The sequence below is a fragment of the Verrucomicrobiota bacterium genome (genome assembly GCA_016200005.1).
Lineage (GTDB): Bacteria > Verrucomicrobiota > Verrucomicrobiia > Limisphaerales > PALSA-1396 > PALSA-1396.
Map to the genome: position 1 here is coordinate 1 of JACQFP010000033.1, position 17,657 is coordinate 17,657.

General features: G+C 59.8%; 14 protein-coding genes and 1 pseudogene. 6 read left to right on the forward strand and 9 right to left on the reverse strand.

Annotation, left to right across the window (positions count from 1 at the left end; translation table 11 throughout):
- On the forward strand, positions 1 to 541 hold a 541-nt coding region (locus tag HY298_12020), incomplete at its 5' end, for a PKD domain-containing protein (protein MBI3850986.1).
- A gap of 84 nt (positions 542 to 625) precedes the next feature.
- Here the strand turns inward: HY298_12020 and HY298_12025 are convergent.
- Together HY298_12025 and HY298_12030 are read right to left on the reverse strand one after the other, a co-directional pair.
- Entirely contained in the window at positions 626 to 1,009 is a 384-nt protein-coding gene (locus tag HY298_12025) for a type II toxin-antitoxin system VapC family toxin (protein ID MBI3850987.1), read from the reverse strand.
- Positions 1,006 to 1,107, reverse strand: a pseudogene (locus HY298_12030) (type II toxin-antitoxin system Phd/YefM family antitoxin). Before HY298_12030 ends, HY298_12025 begins: the two are co-directional and overlap by 4 nt.
- Positions 1,108 to 1,553: 446 nt before the next feature.
- Here HY298_12030 and HY298_12035 point away from each other — a divergent pair.
- Positions 1,554 to 2,309 carry a hypothetical protein gene (locus HY298_12035; protein MBI3850988.1) on the forward strand — a complete coding sequence of 252 codons (756 nt, stop codon included), beginning with the start codon at positions 1,554 to 1,556 and terminating at the stop codon, positions 2,307 to 2,309.
- A gap of 168 nt (positions 2,310 to 2,477) precedes the next feature.
- Here the strand turns inward: HY298_12035 and HY298_12040 are convergent, their stop codons facing one another.
- The 4 genes from HY298_12040 to HY298_12055 form a co-directional block, all read right to left on the reverse strand.
- Positions 2,478 to 3,515, reverse strand: a complete 1,038-nt coding sequence (locus HY298_12040; protein MBI3850989.1) for an MFS transporter — start codon at positions 3,513 to 3,515, stop codon at positions 2,478 to 2,480.
- A 249-nt stretch (positions 3,516 to 3,764) separates the two neighbouring features.
- On the reverse strand, positions 3,765 to 4,493 hold the full coding sequence (locus HY298_12045; GenBank protein MBI3850990.1) for a creatininase family protein: 729 nt from the start codon (positions 4,491 to 4,493) through the stop codon (positions 3,765 to 3,767).
- Positions 4,490 to 5,842 carry a hypothetical protein gene (locus HY298_12050; GenBank protein MBI3850991.1) on the reverse strand — a complete coding sequence of 451 codons (1,353 nt, stop codon included), beginning with the start codon at positions 5,840 to 5,842 and terminating at the stop codon, positions 4,490 to 4,492. Before HY298_12050 ends, HY298_12045 begins: the two co-directional genes overlap by 4 nt.
- Before the next feature lie 7 nt (positions 5,843 to 5,849).
- Positions 5,850 to 7,715: a DUF4838 domain-containing protein gene (locus tag HY298_12055; protein MBI3850992.1), complete on the reverse strand. Its 1,866-nt coding sequence runs from the start codon at positions 7,713 to 7,715 to the stop codon at positions 5,850 to 5,852.
- Between the two features lie 316 nt (positions 7,716 to 8,031).
- On the opposite strand from HY298_12055, the gene HY298_12060 reads away from it, so the two are divergent.
- From HY298_12060 to HY298_12070, 3 genes are all read left to right on the forward strand, one after another.
- The gene (locus HY298_12060) at positions 8,032 to 8,757 is read left to right on the forward strand and encodes a hypothetical protein (protein ID MBI3850993.1); all 726 of its coding nucleotides are present in this window, start codon (positions 8,032 to 8,034) and stop codon (positions 8,755 to 8,757) included.
- A 388-nt stretch (positions 8,758 to 9,145) separates the two neighbouring features.
- Positions 9,146 to 10,453, forward strand: a complete 1,308-nt coding sequence (locus HY298_12065; protein MBI3850994.1) for a Gfo/Idh/MocA family oxidoreductase — start codon at positions 9,146 to 9,148, stop codon at positions 10,451 to 10,453.
- Between the two features lie 26 nt (positions 10,454 to 10,479).
- Positions 10,480 to 12,441, forward strand: a complete 1,962-nt coding sequence (locus HY298_12070) for a HEAT repeat domain-containing protein (protein MBI3850995.1) — start codon at positions 10,480 to 10,482, stop codon at positions 12,439 to 12,441.
- Positions 12,442 to 12,932: 491 nt separating this feature from the next.
- On the opposite strand, the gene HY298_12075 is transcribed toward HY298_12070, so the two are convergent.
- From HY298_12075 to HY298_12085, 3 genes are all read right to left on the reverse strand, one after another.
- A complete protein-coding gene (locus HY298_12075) occupies positions 12,933 to 14,171 on the reverse strand; it encodes an LL-diaminopimelate aminotransferase (protein ID MBI3850996.1) in 1,239 nt (412 codons plus the stop codon).
- Positions 14,172 to 14,269: 98 nt separating this feature from the next.
- Positions 14,270 to 14,965: a hypothetical protein gene (locus HY298_12080; protein ID MBI3850997.1), complete on the reverse strand. Its 696-nt coding sequence runs from the start codon at positions 14,963 to 14,965 to the stop codon at positions 14,270 to 14,272.
- A 59-nt stretch (positions 14,966 to 15,024) separates the two neighbouring features.
- Positions 15,025 to 16,284, reverse strand: a complete 1,260-nt coding sequence (locus HY298_12085; protein MBI3850998.1) for a Na+ dependent nucleoside transporter domain protein — start codon at positions 16,282 to 16,284, stop codon at positions 15,025 to 15,027.
- A 164-nt stretch (positions 16,285 to 16,448) separates the two neighbouring features.
- Between HY298_12085 and larB the strand changes: the two genes are divergently transcribed.
- Positions 16,449 to 17,315: a nickel pincer cofactor biosynthesis protein LarB gene (larB, locus tag HY298_12090; protein MBI3850999.1), complete on the forward strand. Its 867-nt coding sequence runs from the start codon at positions 16,449 to 16,451 to the stop codon at positions 17,313 to 17,315.
- Positions 17,316 to 17,657 lie beyond the last annotated feature (342 nt).

Sequence of the window (17,657 nt, forward strand, 5' to 3'; positions counted from 1 at the left end):
CTACGCCAACGCCGCGCAACGCTACAGTTTCCGCCCCGGCCAGAGCGGCAAGCTGGTGCTGGAATTCTGGATCACGCCTTTTGACTACGCACCCGCCGAAGGCCCGGGGCGCGCGGTCGTGTGCCAGCTCAAGGAAAATGCGATCATCGGTCTGTCGTGGGCGGTGCTCGATTACGACGACGAAAAAGCCGAGCACTACAAAGCGTTTTGGAATCTCTCCCACAAAACGACGATGTACGGCAACGCGTCCGACCTTTGCGCGTTTCGACTGATGCCGCTCGAGCCGAGCTTGCGCAAGCCCATCGAAGCGCGGTGGTCGTTTCAAGTCGTGGACCCCGCGCGGCGATTGGTCGCGTTTCGCGATGAGTCGCAGGGCGAAATCACCTCGTGGAAGTGGGACTTTGGCGACGGCCAGACTTCGACCGAACGCCATCCGCAGCACCGCTACGAAAAAGGCGGCGAGTTCACCGTCACGCTTTGGATCGAAGGGCCGGCGGGCAAAGCGCGGCGCGCGAAGGTTTGGGATTTGTTTCTGAAATGAGGGCGCACGGCCAAAACCTCCGGCCATCACTGGTGAGGGTTGTTGTTCGGCGGCGCGGCGTCCGGCGTTCGCCGCGCAGGCCGCTCAAAGCAGTGCCACAGGATACTGGCGGATGAGCGGATCGGACGAAACGAGCGTCAGACCGTGCGCTTGCGCCTGACAGACCAGCATCCGGTCGAAGGGATCGCGATGCAGCGCGGGCAGTCCGCCCAACTGCGCGACGGCGGCTTCATCCAAAGCCAGCGGCGCGATGAGATGTTTTTCGCGTTGCTGCGGGATGAATTGCGCGGGCGGTTGCGGCAGGGGTAGTTTGCCGAGGCTGTGTTTGACGGTGATTTCCCAGAACGAAACGGCGCTCAAGAAGACCTGATTGTTTGGGTCGCGAATCGCAGCGGAAACGGTGGCGGACAATTTGGCGTCGCCGGACACGAGCCAGAGGAATTCGCAGGTGTCCAGCAGGATTCTCATTTGCCTTCAAACGTCTGCAAAACGTCTTCCGGCAGCGGGGCGTTGAAGTCATCCGGCACGGTGAACTGACCCTTAGCGAGACCGATGGGACGCGCTTGCGACAGCGTCGTCGGGGCGAGGATAGTGAGCAGACCGGACGCTTTTTCCGGCAGGCTCTCCGCGCCTTTCGACACAACGTGCCCGTGGTCAAGTTCGACTTCAACGGTCAGATAATTCATGCCGCGAAATTACGCTTCGACACCGCTGCCTGCAAGCGACGATTTGCATCAGCCGCCGGGACAGACTGCATTCCTTGTTCATCCACGCGGTTTCACGCTCGACACATCGGCTGGGCGCGTGGTTTGATTTCTCGGGTCAGTCCGAAATCCGAAGTGCAAAATCCGAGATCCGAAAGAAATCCGAAGTCCGAGGCCCGAAAGCTACTGTCCCAGCCGTCGGTCCGGCAGCACTTTTTCCATCCTGCGGCCCAAGCCCATTTCGGCCTTCGGATTTCGATCTTCCTTCGGGCTTCGGAAATTCGGATTTCGGATTTCGAGCTTACTCCATGACCCCTCTCGTCTCGCATCTCGGTGGTTCTTACCGTTTTCTCCCTGGCATTGCTCCTTATTCGTGCGGCGTGATTGCAAATCCAGGCCACGAGATCGTTCACGTCACGCTGGATGTTGCGATGCCGTGGCGTGAGGGCTTTGATTTCGTGGATCGCTTTCTCCGCAAGCAGGGTCGCCAGCGCGCCGAACTTTGCGCCATGGAATTGCGTTCGCCCCAGCCGTTCACCATGCCGGGGTTCATCGAGTTCAACCGCGGCTATTGCGCGGTGTTGGAGGAGTGGGGCGTGTTCGTGGACGGCGTGAACCCCATCGCGCGAACCAACGTCTGCCCGATCGCACTGGCTGGCCCGGAGCCAGTGCTGCATGCCTTTTCTTTCGTTCGTCCGAACGCCGATTGCCGACGCCAGACTTTCATCGTCGCTGGCGCGGGTGAGTTGGTGGAAGGCAATCTCGTCAATGACGGCATCCTGCGTCGGGGCGAGACCTCGGCCGAGGCCATCGCGGAAAAGGCGCGCTACGTGTGTGAGGTGATGGCCGAACGTCTGCGTGGTCTGGGCGGCAGTTGGGAGGAAGTCACGGCGGTCAACGCTTACACGATTCATCCGCTGTATCCGCTCATCGAGACGCTGGTGCTCCCCGACTTGCCGGCCGCGCGTCGCCATGGCGTGACCTGGCACTATACTCGGCCGCCGGTGATCGACATCGAATACGAAATGGATTTGCGTGGGGTCGTGACAGAGTGGGTGGTGTAGCTCAGTGCGAATTGCAATTGCAGAGCAGGAGGCGCGCGGCGTTCACGCCGCTTCACCTCCCGAACAACCGGCAGCATCGAATGCAAATCAGGCACGCCATTCGGTTTGGACGCTGAAGCGGCGTGAACGCCGCGCGCCTTCACCGCCAGCTCGTGGATGCACTGTGCATCATCCGTTTCTCCTCGCCGTTCGTTCCTTCGGCTTGTCCCAGAACAGTCGCAGCGCAAAGTAACCCACCAGCGGCGTCAACCCCACTATCGCTATGCCCAGATCGAACGACTGGGTCTGATCCACATAGCGGCCGAAGTATTTGTGCACCGGGGAGGAAATGGCCCACACCAGCGTGCCCAGCAGGCCGATCATTTTGCCGACATGCTGCGACGAAATCTCCTGCACGAACGAGTAGAAGCACGGGTACAGGCCCAGCGTGGCCGCACCGACAACCAGCAGCGCGGCGAGCAGCGGCCAGCCTTTGGGCAGCACCGAGACGAGGACGGTGAGCGCCGTCAACAACGAGCAGGCGAGATAGACGCGGCACTTCGCGGCGTGGGGTGTGAGGCCGCGACGCGCCAGCCAGAGCGACGCCGCGCCCGCCGTAATGCACCCGATGTCCGTGGCGACAAAGTAGAGCGAGTTGAAGTACAGTGCATCGCTCTCGCTGTAACCGCGACCTTTTTGGAGAAACATTGGCAGCCACACGCGCAAAAGCTGCCAGGTGGTGTGAATGCAAAAGACGATGACCAACGTGACCGCGAAGCGACGGCTGACCACAACGCTCCAAAGCGATTCCCGGCCAGCGCTTGTCGCCGCCGGGCTGCCATTCGATTGCGACATGCCGCTCAAGTCGCGCGGGCGAATGAACGCGAACCACGCCAGAACCCACAGCATTCCGAACGCCCCGACGACTTGGAACGGCAGTCGCCAGCTTCCCGGCGCGTCGGTCATCATGAAGCGCATCACGAGCGGCGTGATGATGGCGCCGATGGACGCGCCGCTTTGCAGCACGCTGTTGCCCATGGTGCGGTCTCGCTCCGAAAGCAGGAGATGCGTGGTCTTCAGCGCGCAGGGCCAGTGGCCGGCCTCGAATAGCCCAAGCAACGTGCGGCAGAAGAGAAGCTGGTTATAATTCGTCGTCCACGCGGTGAGAGCGTCTGGCGGTCCATGTAATTGATGGTCGTGGCGAGCAGCAACAAGCCGCAGACCCACCACTTCCAACCGCCGAAGCGGGATGCGGGCGCGGCACTCATGCTGAGGGGGGCGAGGGATGGACGAGAAAACCAGGAGTCGCAGGAGAGATTCTCCCTCTCCCCCGCAGAGGGGGAGAGGGCCGGGGTGAGGGGGAATAGCCCTGCTGCCATTGACAAACTCCTTCGTCGTCACCCCCGCCAAACCCCTCACCCTGACCCTCTCCCCTTCGGAAGGGGAGAGGGAGCACCGCTTCGTGCAAGTGTAGGCTCATGGGAAATAGGGCGGGGTTTTGGCGACGCGCTTCTTGTCGATCATTTGCTGCACGTAAACCGTCACCCGCTCCACAATTCGTTTGATGAATTCCTCACCTTGTTGCGCTGTAGCCATCGATGGCTTTTTGTCCGTCTGATCCGTCCACATTTTCGTGCGCACGTTCTCGGGAAAGGCCGCTAACGCGAAAGCCGTTTCAAATTCCTGCGCGTGGCCGGGCAGGTCGTCAGGAAGTCGATGTCCACTCTTGAGCAATTCCTTTGCATCCGCTTCAGTAAGCACGTCCCAGTAGGAAAGAAAATGGAGATTGACCTGATTCATCCGCTGAAACTGCTCCCACGTGCCGTTGACCGGCGCGGTATTACCACCATGACCATTGAGGACCAAAACGTTTTTGAAACCCGCCCGCACAACGCTATCGATCAAGTCGGACAACACGGCCAGAAACGTCCCGGGCCGCAATGACAACGTGCCCGGATGCCGCATGTGATGTTCGCTGATGCCAGCCATCAATCCTTCCGCCACCAGCACGTGCGGTCGCAGCCGTTCGGCCACGGCCGTGGCGACGTGACACACGCTGCGCCAATCGTGTTCCATGGCGAGATGTTCGAGGTGTTGCTCGATGGCGGCCACGGGAATGATGCACGCCTTTAATTCACCGGATTGCATCCGTTCGCGGAACTCGCGGCGCGTGTGCTTGCGTTGCAGAACTTCCGGGGCGCTCATGGCTTTCTCCACATCTCAATACCCTTCGGCTCCGGTATGTCTTCGGTGATGATTTTCCAACTCGCGCCCAGCTCGCGCATCTTTCGATAATCACGTGGCTGGTAAGCGATGGCCAACTGCGGTGTGTCCATCGGCTTACCGCCTTGAAAGCGGGATTCCATTTCCGCATCCAGAATCCCGGTCACGAGCAGCGTCCGCTCGACCGGATACGGCGCGCGCCGCTCGCGAAAGTGCGTTTGAATGGCGTGTGATAACGCCTTGAAGAGATTCCGGTTTTGCCACGGACCAACGTAAAAACTCGTCGCGCGAGGTTGCTGTTCCCCCGCGAGCTGACAGGCGAAGTGCCACTTGATGCCGCCGGTCGCGGCTGCGAGCACGACGGCGCGCAGACCATCGCGGTAATTCAGAAGGATACCGTGCGAAACAAATGGCGTGCCTGTATCGCCGGGCTTCGGTGGACGAATCAACTCTTTCGCCGGAGGGCGTCCTGAACTCGGTTCGGCGTCCAACGCAGTTTGCGCCAGTTGCACCGACCAGAGTCCGTCCGCCGCCGCCTTCCAAAGCGCGTCGCCCTGGAGAAATTGCACCCGCACGACGCCAGTCTCTCCACTTCGCCGTGCTTCAATCATCGACTGAAGTACTTCGAGGCCGTGAAAGTCATACGATTCCACACCGCCGCCGTGGATCGAAACCGCTTCCTGAATCTTCGCCCGTGCGGGGAGTTCCAGCGGTGGACGCCGTTGCGCCAGCGGCACGGAGCTGCCAGCCATGAAAGGAAAATTCAGTTCGCGCGAGGTGTCGTACATTTCCTTCCCCCAATCCCAGCGATACGACAAATGCTTGTCATTGTAAACTGGCGCCACCTTGCCGCTCCGCCGAAACACCGCCACGATTTCGTCGAAGAAACGTTTGCGGGGATATTCACACTGTCCCTTCTCGTTGACCGGATAGGTTCCGTGTTCGCCGATGGAGAGCACGGCATCGACGGCCAGCTTGTCACCGCCGAGACAGAGCGCTTCGTTGATCGTCTTGTAGATTGGAATTCTGTACTTCTCCGCAAACGCGCGACCCAGTTCGCCGTCCGGAAACTGGTCCGCATACAGGCTGACCACGTCCATGTCGGGAGAAATCCATTTGCCGTTGAACAGATACGGCTCGACGAAGTTTTCCAGAATAACGTGGGCATGGCTGCGGTACGTGAAGGCCGTGATGACCGCGGCAACTTTCACGCGTTTGCCAGTGGCGGCGAACGCGGAAGCGGGCATGGCGGACGCCAGCATGAATCCGCCGGCGAATTGGCTGCCGCGCTTAAGAAACTCTCGTCGGCCGATTTTACATTGAGTGCTCATGATGAATTTAGTTTTTGGATTCCGGTTTCTGCTCCAACGGCGGAGGGTCCTCGTCGAATCTCGCCACAAAGGCTTCGGGTGTCAGACCGGATTCCCTCAAGGTTGTCATCTTGGACCAACCTTCCGGCCCCGGCCCGGTGGCGACGGACAACCATTCATCGGCCACTGCTTTGCGCGAAGCCGACAGCGGCCAGGTTGCCCCGGTTTCCATGCATTCACTTTGTAGCGCCGTCCACCGCTCCAGCCAGACGTAACGAACCGGCAGGTGACCTTGCCGCACGCGCCAGAGTTTTTCGGGATCATCCTTCACCGCCGCTTCGGCCTGTTGCCACAGTTTCTCCGCGCGCGACAGCGGTTCAAATTTGAAAAACGGGGTGCCGGTTTTGGAAAAGCAGGTCAGGTTGTAGCCACGCGACGCCTGATACATCACGTTGAAATACTCCTGGATGATTTTTGCCGCCGCGGCGCCGTAGTAGCCTTCCAAAAACTCTTTGATCAGAGCTTTGTCATCCTGGTTCGGATTCCAAAGCAGCCGCGCCAGAACCCAGGCGCGCAACTCCGCCATTTCCGAACCGTGAGATTGATAAGCGCCCTGCTCGAACAATCCTTTAGTGTTGTGCTGATGAAAAAAGCGGACGTTTGGGCCGAGCGAAAACCAGTTCGGATGCGGCTGCACGTAGTGGGCGAAGTCGGTGGTGTAATCCCAAACGTAAAGCCGGTTGCAGATTCTTGACCAGTCGCGCATGTCCTGCGCGAACGTTGCGTTGGCCGGATCTTCCAGCGGCACGCCGAAATTGCATTCGATGGAACAGAGCCGCACGATCACATTGGGGAGCGGCTTGATGGTCTTGGGCGCGCGGCGGGTGTATTGATACGCGAGCGTGTCTATGGCGACATTCGGGAAATCGCGCCCGACTTTTTCCGCCACATAATTCACGAAGCTCAACATCGTGCCGGCGTGACTGCCCTCGGCGTCATCGATGGCTTTGCAATTTTCACACTGACACGCACCGTGCCAGTCGTTTTGCGACACGGAAATGATCGTTGCCTCCGGCGATTCGCGCAGCCACTCCTTCACGCGCTCAACCATGAAATCGCGAAGGTCGGGATTGGTAAGACACAACTGCGCCTTGTTCGTCGTTCGTTTGCCATCGATCAGGCTGTACCATTCGGGATGGTCCTTGAAATACTTCTCCGGCGGCACGAGCGGGTAAAACGTATGGACGAACCCTTTGTAACTGATTTTGCCGCCCATCGCCGGCGTGAGGCGCGCGCTGTTGCCGTTGTAATAATTTCGCGCCGCCCATTTCCCGTCGAACGCGGGAAACCAAAACGGCTCGCGATATTCAAACGCCGGTTTCTCCCGCTTGTTCAAATTTGGAATGCGCAGATTTGGTTGTTGCGGAACATTAGAGGCCCACGGTGCCCACCAGCGCACGCCACATTGCTCATCGAGAAACCGGTTCACCGCGTAAAGCGTTCCACGCGGCCGGCCACCCGCCAGCAACAATCTGTTCCCTTTTGTGCGAATGACAAGCTCTTCGCCGCCGAGTTTTTCAAAGTCAACGTCCGGAAAATACTTCTTTGCCGCCGCGCCTGGCCCGATGATGATCGCGCGGCTGGGCGCTTTCTCCATTCCGTCCCGCACCTCAAAATCCGCGCCGGTGATTTGCTTCAATGTCTGCGCCAGTTCATTGGCCGCGTAACGTTCGGCCTCGGTCGCATCGGCCTGGCGGATGATGGCGCAGTTCGCTTTGCCTTTTTCGGCGATTGTGAATCCGGCCTGCATTGCGGCAGTGTAGAACGCGAGCAGTGTGGTGAGAAGTATTCGCCAGTTTCGAGACACCGACGCTTGGGTTGTAGATATTTTCATAGGTCGATAGTAATGATGTTGTAGAACGCCGCACGGCAAACGCCAAGCTTCGATTTTTCCCTGCCCTTGGCATGACGAATTAAACCGCAAAGGCACGCGGACGAACGCACATGGCACTGACGAACTTCGGATTCAAGGGATTCGACGAAACGAAGCAGGCAAGTGGGCAGGCAAGGTCAACTCGTATCGAAACTGGCTGCGGTTGGTAAATCTGCGTGCTTGGTGTCCATCTGTTGGGAAATTGCTTTTTGACGCGCTGCAATTCATGTATGATTTTCAATAAGCCGAAACATTCGGTTATCCTGTGTTAAGAAAGATGAATTCTGAAAAATTTCTTCGATTGACTTCCGGTTTCGAATGCGGACTTGCCCTCGCCGTGACCGTGGCCGCGTTGCTGCTCGGCGAACCTGCGCGCGCCGCCGAGACGACAAGTCCCGTCGCCGCCGCCACTGAGTCGTTGGCCTTGCAATTGCCCGCCCCCACACTCAAGGGCACGCCGGCCGACCTGCCCGCCGGGCCGAACATTGAGCCGCCTTCGGACAAACCGCGCCCCGCGTTCTTCGTGCCCAAGGGCGTGAAGAACGTCGCCGCCGGCAAGCCGGTGACCAGCAGCGTCAAACCGTTCACCGGCGAGTTGAGCCAGATCACCGACGGCAAGAAGGAGGCGTTCGACTACGACGCGGTGGAGATGAAGAAGGGTTCGCAATGGGTGCAAGTGGACTTGGGCGAGAGTGTCGCGATTTACGCCATCGTTCTGTGGCACGACCACCGTTACGTCCAGGTGATGCACGACGTGATCGTGCAGGTTTCCGACGATCCAGAATTCAAAAATGGCGTGACGACGCTGTTCAACAACGACGTGGACAACTCCTCCGGTCTCGGTGTCGGCACCGACCGCGAATATTTCGAGAAGCACGCGGGGCGAATCGTTGACGGCAAAGGTGTCACTGCCCGTTACGTGCGCAGCTTCACCCGTGGCGGCAGTTTGAGTGCGTTGAATTGCTGGCAGGAAATTGAAGTGTACGCGCTGCCGGCCAAATGAACCACTGGAGCGCAGCGGCGGCTTTTCAAGCCAGGGTTCGTTTACATCTTCATGGATGAATTGGGCTACACTGCCCTGGTCACGACCACGGGATTGAACATAGGAAGCTTTCAGCAAAATTCCAACGGCTCGATGCGCGCCCGACCTGGATCGTGGGCAACACGACCGGGCACATTCTCGCGTAGTCATCGCCTGGGAAAATCACCGGCTTAACAACGGTTGCTCATGCGGACTGCAACGGAAGGTGCGACTCCAGACGGGTTTGGTTGAAAGTTTGAAATCGAATTCCTTGACACGACTCCGCGTCTGCGTTACACGAAGGATCGGCAGGACCGAATGCCAAGTCTCACGGGTACCGGAAACGCAGGACCCAAACTTCTCACGAATCATGAAAAAACTTCACCGCAGGAAATTTCTCAAAAGCACTTTCGCCGCCGCCACGGGCCTGGCGCTCGCGCCCACTATCATTCCCGCCTCGGCCCTGGGACGCGGTGGCGCGGTGGCGCCGAGCGAACGTATTGTGCTGGGCGGCATCGGCATCGGCGGGCGCGGCCGGGACGATCTGCGCGCGATGCTGCCCGAGAAGGACGTGCAGTTCGTCGCCACCTGCGATCCGCAGAAGGCGCGGCGCGAAATCGTAAAGAAATTCGTGGACGAGCATTACGGCAACACCGATTGCAAGCTCTACGCGGACATCCGCGAGTTTCTAGCGGAGCGCACGGACATTGACGCAGTCCTGAGCGCGACCGGTGACCGCTGGCACGCGCTGGCCGCCATCTGGGCGATGCGCGCGGGCAAGGACATTTATTCCGAGAAGCCCTCCTCGATGACCATTGCGGAGGGCCGCGCCGTGGCGGATACGGCCAAACGCTACGGCCGCGTTTATCAAACCGGCACGCAGCGGTTGAGTGAGGCGAATCATGTTTATGCCATTGAACTGGCCCGCAGCGGGCGGCTCGGCCAGGTCCACACGGCCTACGCGCACATTGCGCCGTGGGACGCGGCCGAGATGCGGCACGACTGGCTGCCCGGCCAACCCGAACCGCCGAAAGAGCAATCGGATTGGGACCTCTGGCTCGGCCCGTGCCCGTGGCGGCCGTACCATCCTGAATACACGCGCGGGGGCTGGCGCGGCCATTACGACTTCCACACAAGCTGCATTGGCGAATGGGGCGCGCACACGTTTGCCCAAGCCCAGGCGGGACTCGGCATGTTGCACACCTCGCCCGTCCACTACCAATACGTCAACAACATCAGCGGCGACGGCATGGTGACCAAGTTTGCCAACGGCACGAAGCTCATCCTGTCGCGCGGCGACAAACACTGGCACGGCTCCTGTGGTGAACGTTTCGACGGGCCGGAAGGCTGGATCGGCGCCGCCGACGGCTATCGGAAGACCGAGGCGTCGTCACCCAAGTTGCTGGAGGATTTCGACAAGGTGGTCCACGAATACCAGACGCGCACGCAACGCGCCATGAGTCACACCCGCAATTTCCTCGATTGCGTGAAGTCGCGCCAGTTGCCGGTGGCCAACGCGGAAGTGATGCACCGTTCCATGAGTACCGTGCACGCGGCCAACATCTGCATGTGGCTCAAGCGCGACCTGACCTATGATCCGGTGAAGGAGGAATTTGTCAACGACGCCGAGGCCAACCGTCTTCGGTCCCGCGCGATGCGCGAACCGTTCATCATTTGATCAACGAGCCACCAATCTCAACAACCATGAAAACGAAAAGCATTTTTCTAACGGCGGTGCTGTTGTGCGCCACAGCCGGCGCATTCGCGCAAGCTGCCAAGCCCGAGCCCACGCCCCTCCTCACGCAATCCCCGGACAAACTCATCGGTGTGCTCAAGTCCAAAGCCGGTCGGAAGGAAAAGGCCGATGCCTGTCGCGAACTCGCCGTCATTGGCACCAGCAAGGCCGTGCCCGTGCTCGTCGGTTTGCTCGCGGATGAGGAACTCACCCACATGGCCCGCTACGCGTTGGAAACCATCCCCGACCCTGGTGTGGACCAAGCGTTACGCGGCGAACTGACGCGGCTCAAAGGCCGGCCGCTCGTTGGAGTTATCGGCAGTCTCGGTGTGCGCAAAGATGCCAAGGCCGTGAAGCCCTTGTCGCAATTGCTCGGTCATACCGATCCCGAAGTCGCCCAGGCCGCCGCGCGTGCGCTCGGCAAAATCGGCACCGCCGAGGCCGCCAAAGCCATTGAGAATGCCCTCCCGACAACCGCGCCCGCGAACCGGCTCGCGTTCTGTGAGGGTTTGTTCCGTTGCGCCGAGACCTTCACATCCAAAGGCAAAACAAAAGAGGCCATCGCGCTTTACGATCGGCTTCGCGGATTGACCGAAGTTCCGCACCAAGTCCGCGCCGGTGCGCTGCGCGGCGCCATCATCACCCGGGGCCAGGGCGGTCTTGGGCTGCTCAAAGAATTTCTCACCTCCAGCGACCGTGTCTTGTTCAACGCCGCCGTTCGTGCGTCGCTCGAAATGTCCGGTGCCGACGTGACCCGAGTGCTGACGACCAGCCTGCCGCAACTCCCAGCCGACAATCAGATTGTCCTCATGCAAGCGCTCGGAAGTCGCGGTGACGATTTGGCGGTGTCCGCGCTTGCCACCCAGGCAAGGGCAGGTGCGAAGGCCACCCGCGTAGCCGCCCTCCGCGCCGTGGCCGCCATCGGTCATTCTTCCTCCGTGCCTGTGATGGTCGAGTTGATCGAGGACCCGGAAAACGAAATCTCGCAGGCCGCGCTGGATGGGCTGGCGGGAATTCCGGGCCGGGAAGCTGACACGGTCGTGCTCAATATGGTCAAAAGCCCGAAAGCTGAGCGTCGGATTGCAGGCATTGAACTGATCGGCCGACGCCGGATGGCCACGGCCGCTCCCGCATTGCTGACCGCCGTCTCCGACTCCGACGCCAAGGTGAGAGCCAGCACCCTCCAAAGACTGGGCAGACTGGGCACACCCGCCGAAGTGCCCGACTTGATAAAACTGTTGTTGCGTTCGACCGACACGCAAGACCTCGATGGTTTGGCGGAGGCATTGAGCGGTATTTGCACCCGCGCTGGTTCGCCTGCACCGGCCACTGAACAAATCATCACCGCATTGGCGAGCGCGCAGCCTGCACAAAAAGGAGCCTTGCTCAACGTTCTTGGTGCAGTCGGCGGAGAGAAAGCCCTCGCTTCGGTACGCGCCGGGTTGAGTGATCCGAACGCAGAAGTTCGGGATGCCGCCTTGCGTGCGCTGTCTGAGTGGCCCGATGCGGCAGCCGGGCCGGACCTCTTGCAAGTCGTGCGTTCAGCGGCGAACGGCAATCAGCGCGATGTGGCTTTTCGCGGCTACGTGAGGCTCGCCCGCGAATCAGGTGGGACGCCTGCCGAGAAGCTCAAGATGCTGACCGAAGCGGCAACCTTGACGACCAGTCCCCAGGAAAAAATGCTCGTGCTCGCCGGGTTGGGAGACATCCTTTCGGTTGAGTCGCTTCGATTGGTGACGCCACATTTGTCGGACCCGGCGGTGGCCGATGAGGCCGGCGCCGCGGCCGTCAAGATCGCCGAGAAACTCGACGCCAAAGATTCCGCTGACATCGGGACGTCGTTGAACCAGGTGCTGAAGTCCGCCAAGTCGCCACAGATTCTCGACCAGGCGCGCAAGCGAATGAACCAGCTCAAATTGCCGATTCCATGACCCGTGCTCGAACGGCTCGCAAACAGTCATCGGCTGGAACCCGCCAGCGTCTGCACTCTCAGGGTTGAAATGGATTTTCTCCCCGTGCCCGTGGCGGCAGGCGTCCCCGCCGGCCGTAGATCCGGAGCGTCCTGCCCGGCGAAAAAGACCTGCCGGCGCATCAACGCGCCGGGAAATCGCGTGAGGTGCTGAACACTTCGCCCGTCCATTCCAGGCGGCAAGACGCCGGCTCTCCACCGCAGGCAGGAGAGCCAGACGCTACCGTCCCGGTCCAGTTTGGGCGGCGAGGGTGGGAGGCGTGGCGGCTCAACGCTCGCTTGGAGAATTTCGTGATAAGGGCTTGCGCGTGCTGGCGGATTCTAAATGAACCATTCGTCCGTATCCGGAGGCCGTGCAAACGTGCGACCCGGAAGCTGTTCGTGAACTCCCCCGGACACAAAGCGCTGAAGGATCGTTGGGTAAACCAATGCTCATATCGGTTGGTGCGCGATTCACCACTTCAATTCCTGCAAGCGCCGCGCAACTTCCTCGGCGTTGGCGCGGCTGTTGAAGGCGCTGATGCGGAAATAGCCTTCGCCTTTTGAACCAAAACCGCTACCGGGCGTGATGACCACGTTTGCCTCGCCGAGGATTTTATCGAACGCCTGCCAACTGGTGGCACCCTTTGGCGTGTGCACCCAGATGTACGGCGCGCTGACGCCGCCAAAGACTTTCAGCCCAGCCTGCTTCGCTCCCGCACGCAACACCGCGGCGTTGCCCATGTAATGTTCGATAAGTGACTTCACCTGCGCCTTGCCTTCGGCGGAGTAAAGCGCCTCTGCGGCGCGCTGCACGATGTAACTCACGCCGTTGAACTTCGTCGTCGTGCGCCGCGCCCAAAGCGGATGCAGCGGCTTGGCCTCGCCGGACTTTGTCTGCGCGTTGAGGGACTTGGGCACGACGGTGAATGCGCAGCGCGTGCCAGTAAACCCACCGTTCTTCGAGAAGCTGCGAAACTCGATGGCACACTCGCGCGCGCCGGGGATTTCGTAAATCGAATGTGGCAGCGCCGGGTCGCTGATGTACGCTTCATACGCCGCGTCGAACAAAATGATCGCCCTGTGTTCGAGGGCATATTTCACCCACGCTTCAAGTTGGGGACGATTGGCGACCGCGCCGGTCGGATTGTTCGGTGAGCAAAGATAAATCACGTCCACCTGGCGCTTCGGCGGTTCGGGAATGAAACCGTTGCCCGGTCGGCACGGCAGGTAAACGAGCTTGGAGTAAGTGCCGGCTTCGTTGGCAGGACCCGTGTGGCCCGCCATCACGTTCGTGTCCACATAGACCGGATACACCGGGTCGCTGATGGCAATTTTGTTTTTGCCGCCAAGAATGTCGAGGATGTTGCCCGTGTCACACTTCGTTCCATCGCTGACGAAGATTTCGTCATCGGCCACGTCGCAACCACGATCGCGGAAATCATTTTGTGCAATGGTGGCGCGAAGCCATTCGTAACCTTGCTCCGGGCCGTATCCTTTGAATGTCTCACGCCCGGCCATTTCGTCCACGGCCTTGTGCATCGCGGCGATGACGGCGGGTGGCAGCGGCTCGGTCACGTCGCCAATGCCGCAGCGGATGAGGCGTTTGGCAGCTTCGGGATTGGCGTCGCAAAATGTCTTCACGCGCCGGCTGATTTCTGGAAACAGATAGCCGGCCTTCAGTTTCAAATAGTTCTCGTTCAAATAAGCCATGATCTTTGTCTCAGTTTGAAATCAAAGTGCGGACGTTAGTCGAAGCGGCATGGCAAAGCAAGCGGGTCAACCTCGTCGAACCATCGGCAGCGCGAAATTCAACTGTCTTTCGGTCTGAATCCGGGCGGTAAATTGGAGGCGGGCGGGGTGGCACTTGCCGGTGCCGGTTTGGGTGGAGCTTGGACTAGTTTTATCTCCGCCGCCGGCTTCCCAAAATCTGGATCAATTCTGGCGAGGCGCTCACGGGCTTTGACCGCCGCCGTGGTTTCGCCATATTCCGCCGCCACGCGGCGCAGCAACGCGACAGTTTTGTCCGGCTGACGCAGCTTGGAGTACAGATTGCAAAGCCGGATGGCCGACCAACCCCAGCGGTCCGGCGGCAGTTTCAGTTTAAGGACTTCCTCGTACTCCAACGCAGCGGCCAGTTGATTCCTCAAATCCTTGTCGTAGATCTCCGCGATCCGCACCGCCGCATTCGTATCGCGCGGGTTTTTCTGAACATACTCGCGCAAAAGCCGGATGGCTTGGAGCGGGTCACCGTCGCCGCGCACCTGTTCTGCCTGGAGATATTCGGGATCGAGACTCTCCTCCTCGGCATCCGTGAACAGCAATTCCTCAGTCCGGTCGCCCATGTAATTGACGATGTCATACGCGCCGATCAGCCCGAGGGTAATCACCACCAAGAGAAATCCGACGCCGTAGCCCGCGGCGTGCGTATGGAAGAACGCCGCCGCAAAAACGCCCGTGAACAGGATCAAGCCCGCATACAAAATTATTTTTGCCCTTCCGCTCATTTCGGATGTTGATCAGTTTAAACCGCCAACCTCAGCTTAAAAAGAATTTTCAGCACGGCTCATAATAACATTCCGGCCACTGTGGCCGTCAAATAACTTGCCAACAATCCGCCGATCATCGCGCGAATGCCCAGTTTGGCCATGTCGCCGCGACGCTCAGGCGCGAGCGATCCAATGCCGCCGACCTGGATGGCGATGCTTGCGAAGTTGGCGAAGCCGCACAATGCGTAGGTGGCCAGAACGAAGCTGCGTTCATCAACGACTGTCTTCGGGTTGGTGAGCGAGAGATAGCCAATGAATTCATTCAGGACGATGCGCTCCCCGAGGATGCCGCCGATCTTCAGACAATCCTGCGTCGGCACGCCCATCAGCCAGGCGAACGGCGCGTTCACCCAGCCGAAGATCGTCTGCAACGTGACCGGGGTTGCGACGCCCAACTTCGCTTGCGGAAAGGTGATGAGATAATTCGCCAGCGCCACGACGGCGATGAACGCAATGAGCATGGCCATGACATTGATCGCGAGCGTCATGCCCTCGCTGGCGCCGCGACAAAGAGCATCGATGCCGTTGGCCGTGGTGCGGGGCACGTCGGCGGGCGCGGTGGCGGCGGTTTCGCTTTGCTCGGTCTCGGGCAGCATCACTTTCGAGATGAGCAACGCCGCCGGCGCGCTCAGCACGGACGCGGTGAGCAAATGCCCGGCGATGTCATTGTGCCCGGCGTCCATTCCCATTTTAATGTAAACCGCCGCGACGCCGCCCGCGATGGTCGCCATGCCGCCGGTCATCAAGCAGAGCAATTCGCTGCGTGTCATGCGCGCGACATAAGGTTTGATGACCAACGGCGCTTCCGTCTGACCCATGAAGATGTTGGCTGCTGCCGCAAGCGTCTCACTGCCGCTCGTCCGCATCACCTTGCGCATCACCCACGCGACTGCGTGAACAATTTTTTGCAAAATGCCCCAGTGATAGAGCAGCGAAGAAAGCGACGAGACGATGATGATCGTGCCGGTTACCAGAACGGCGAATACCAGCGGGCGGTTGGGAAAAACCTGGCGCATGGTTTCGTCCACGGCCAGCGGACCGAAGACGAACTGGCAGCCTTCATTCGAGAATTGAATCAACTTGGTGATCGCGCGCCCGGTGAGGTCGAACACTGTGTGGCCAGCGTCGGTCTTAAGAATGAGCACCGCAAAGACGAATTGCAGCGCGATGCCCCAGATGACCGTGCGCCAGGGAAACAATTTACGGTTCAACGAAATCGCCCAGGCGAGCGCGACGAAAACCACCAGCCCCAGCAGGCTGATCAGCTTGAGTTGCATGACGTGGACGGTAGCGGGTCGCGGGGAGTGAGTCGAGCGCCCAATCAACCGTCAGCAGTCGAGGTCTTTTGGCGCTGATCGATTTAGAGCGGTTGCCGAATTAATTTTCCGACTACAAATACGCAGAACCCTCACCCGGTCTTCGACCACCCTCTCCCCATCGGATGGGGAGAGAAGAGGTGAGGGGCAATTCGGAAATTAATTCTGGCAAACAGTATATTCACTTTTTCCTACGTGACCGCACGCGACTTTCATGGCATCCTCGTCGCGTGACAATCACTGAGGCCACCAAGCTCTTGGAACTGTTTCGCACCGGCCGCGTCCGCCGCGAGAAGGTGTTGCGCGCCTTTCAACGGGCGCCGCTGGCCGACCTCGGTTTTGCCCAGGTGGACACGCACCGCGCGCTGCGAAAGGGTTTCCCGGAGGTCATTTTCGGCGCGGGCAAGACGCCGGCACAAGTGGTCAGAATCGCCGCCAGAATTTACGAACACGAACAGCGGTTGCTCGTGACGCGGATCACTCCGGAGCACGCGCGGGCGCTACACAAAAAATTCAAGCGCACCGTGCATCACGAAATTCCCCGCTGCGTCACAATTGAAAGGAAGCCATTGCGGAAACGCGCTGGAACGATTGCCGTTCTCTGCGCCGGCACGAGCGATTTGCCGGTCGCCGAGGAAGCGGCGGTCACGGCGGACATCATGGGCAATCGCGTGGAGCGGATTTACGATGTCGGCGTCGCCGGATTGCACAGGCTGTTGAGCCGACTGGAATTGATTCAACGTGCGAACGTGATCGTCGTCGTGGCAGGCATGGAAGGCGCGTTGCCGAGCGTGGTTGCCGGGCTGGTTTCAAAGCCGGTGATTGCGGTGCCGACGAGTGTCGGTTACGGCGCGAACTTCGGCGGCATCACGGCGCTGCTCGGCATGTTGACGAGTTGCGGGAGCGGCGTCACCGTAGTGAATATTGACAACGGCTTCGGCGCGGGGTATGCGGCGAGTCAGATCAACGCGCTTTGGAGCGGCGGTCTGTGACCGCCAATTGAATCGCATGACTGCATTGACGAGGCAAACGCTGGAAGCAACGTCGACGGAATGAATCAACAACGCAAAAGGTGGTTGCGAGTGGCCGCATCTATCAATTGTTCGTTGTGGCTGCTTACAGCAACATGGGGCTTGGTGGACATAGAGCAAGCATTTAACCGAGAATTCGCTCGGTCAGAGGACCGGCGAGAAGCCACCAATCGAATAGCGGAGGTGACCCGAATTCACCAGGTCAATCTTCGCGATCCTTATGGTATGTTTGGCCCTTCTGGTACGCGAGGGCAACGAGTGCCCGTTGGGTGGTGGCGTTATCGAACAATGGGTATTCCTCTC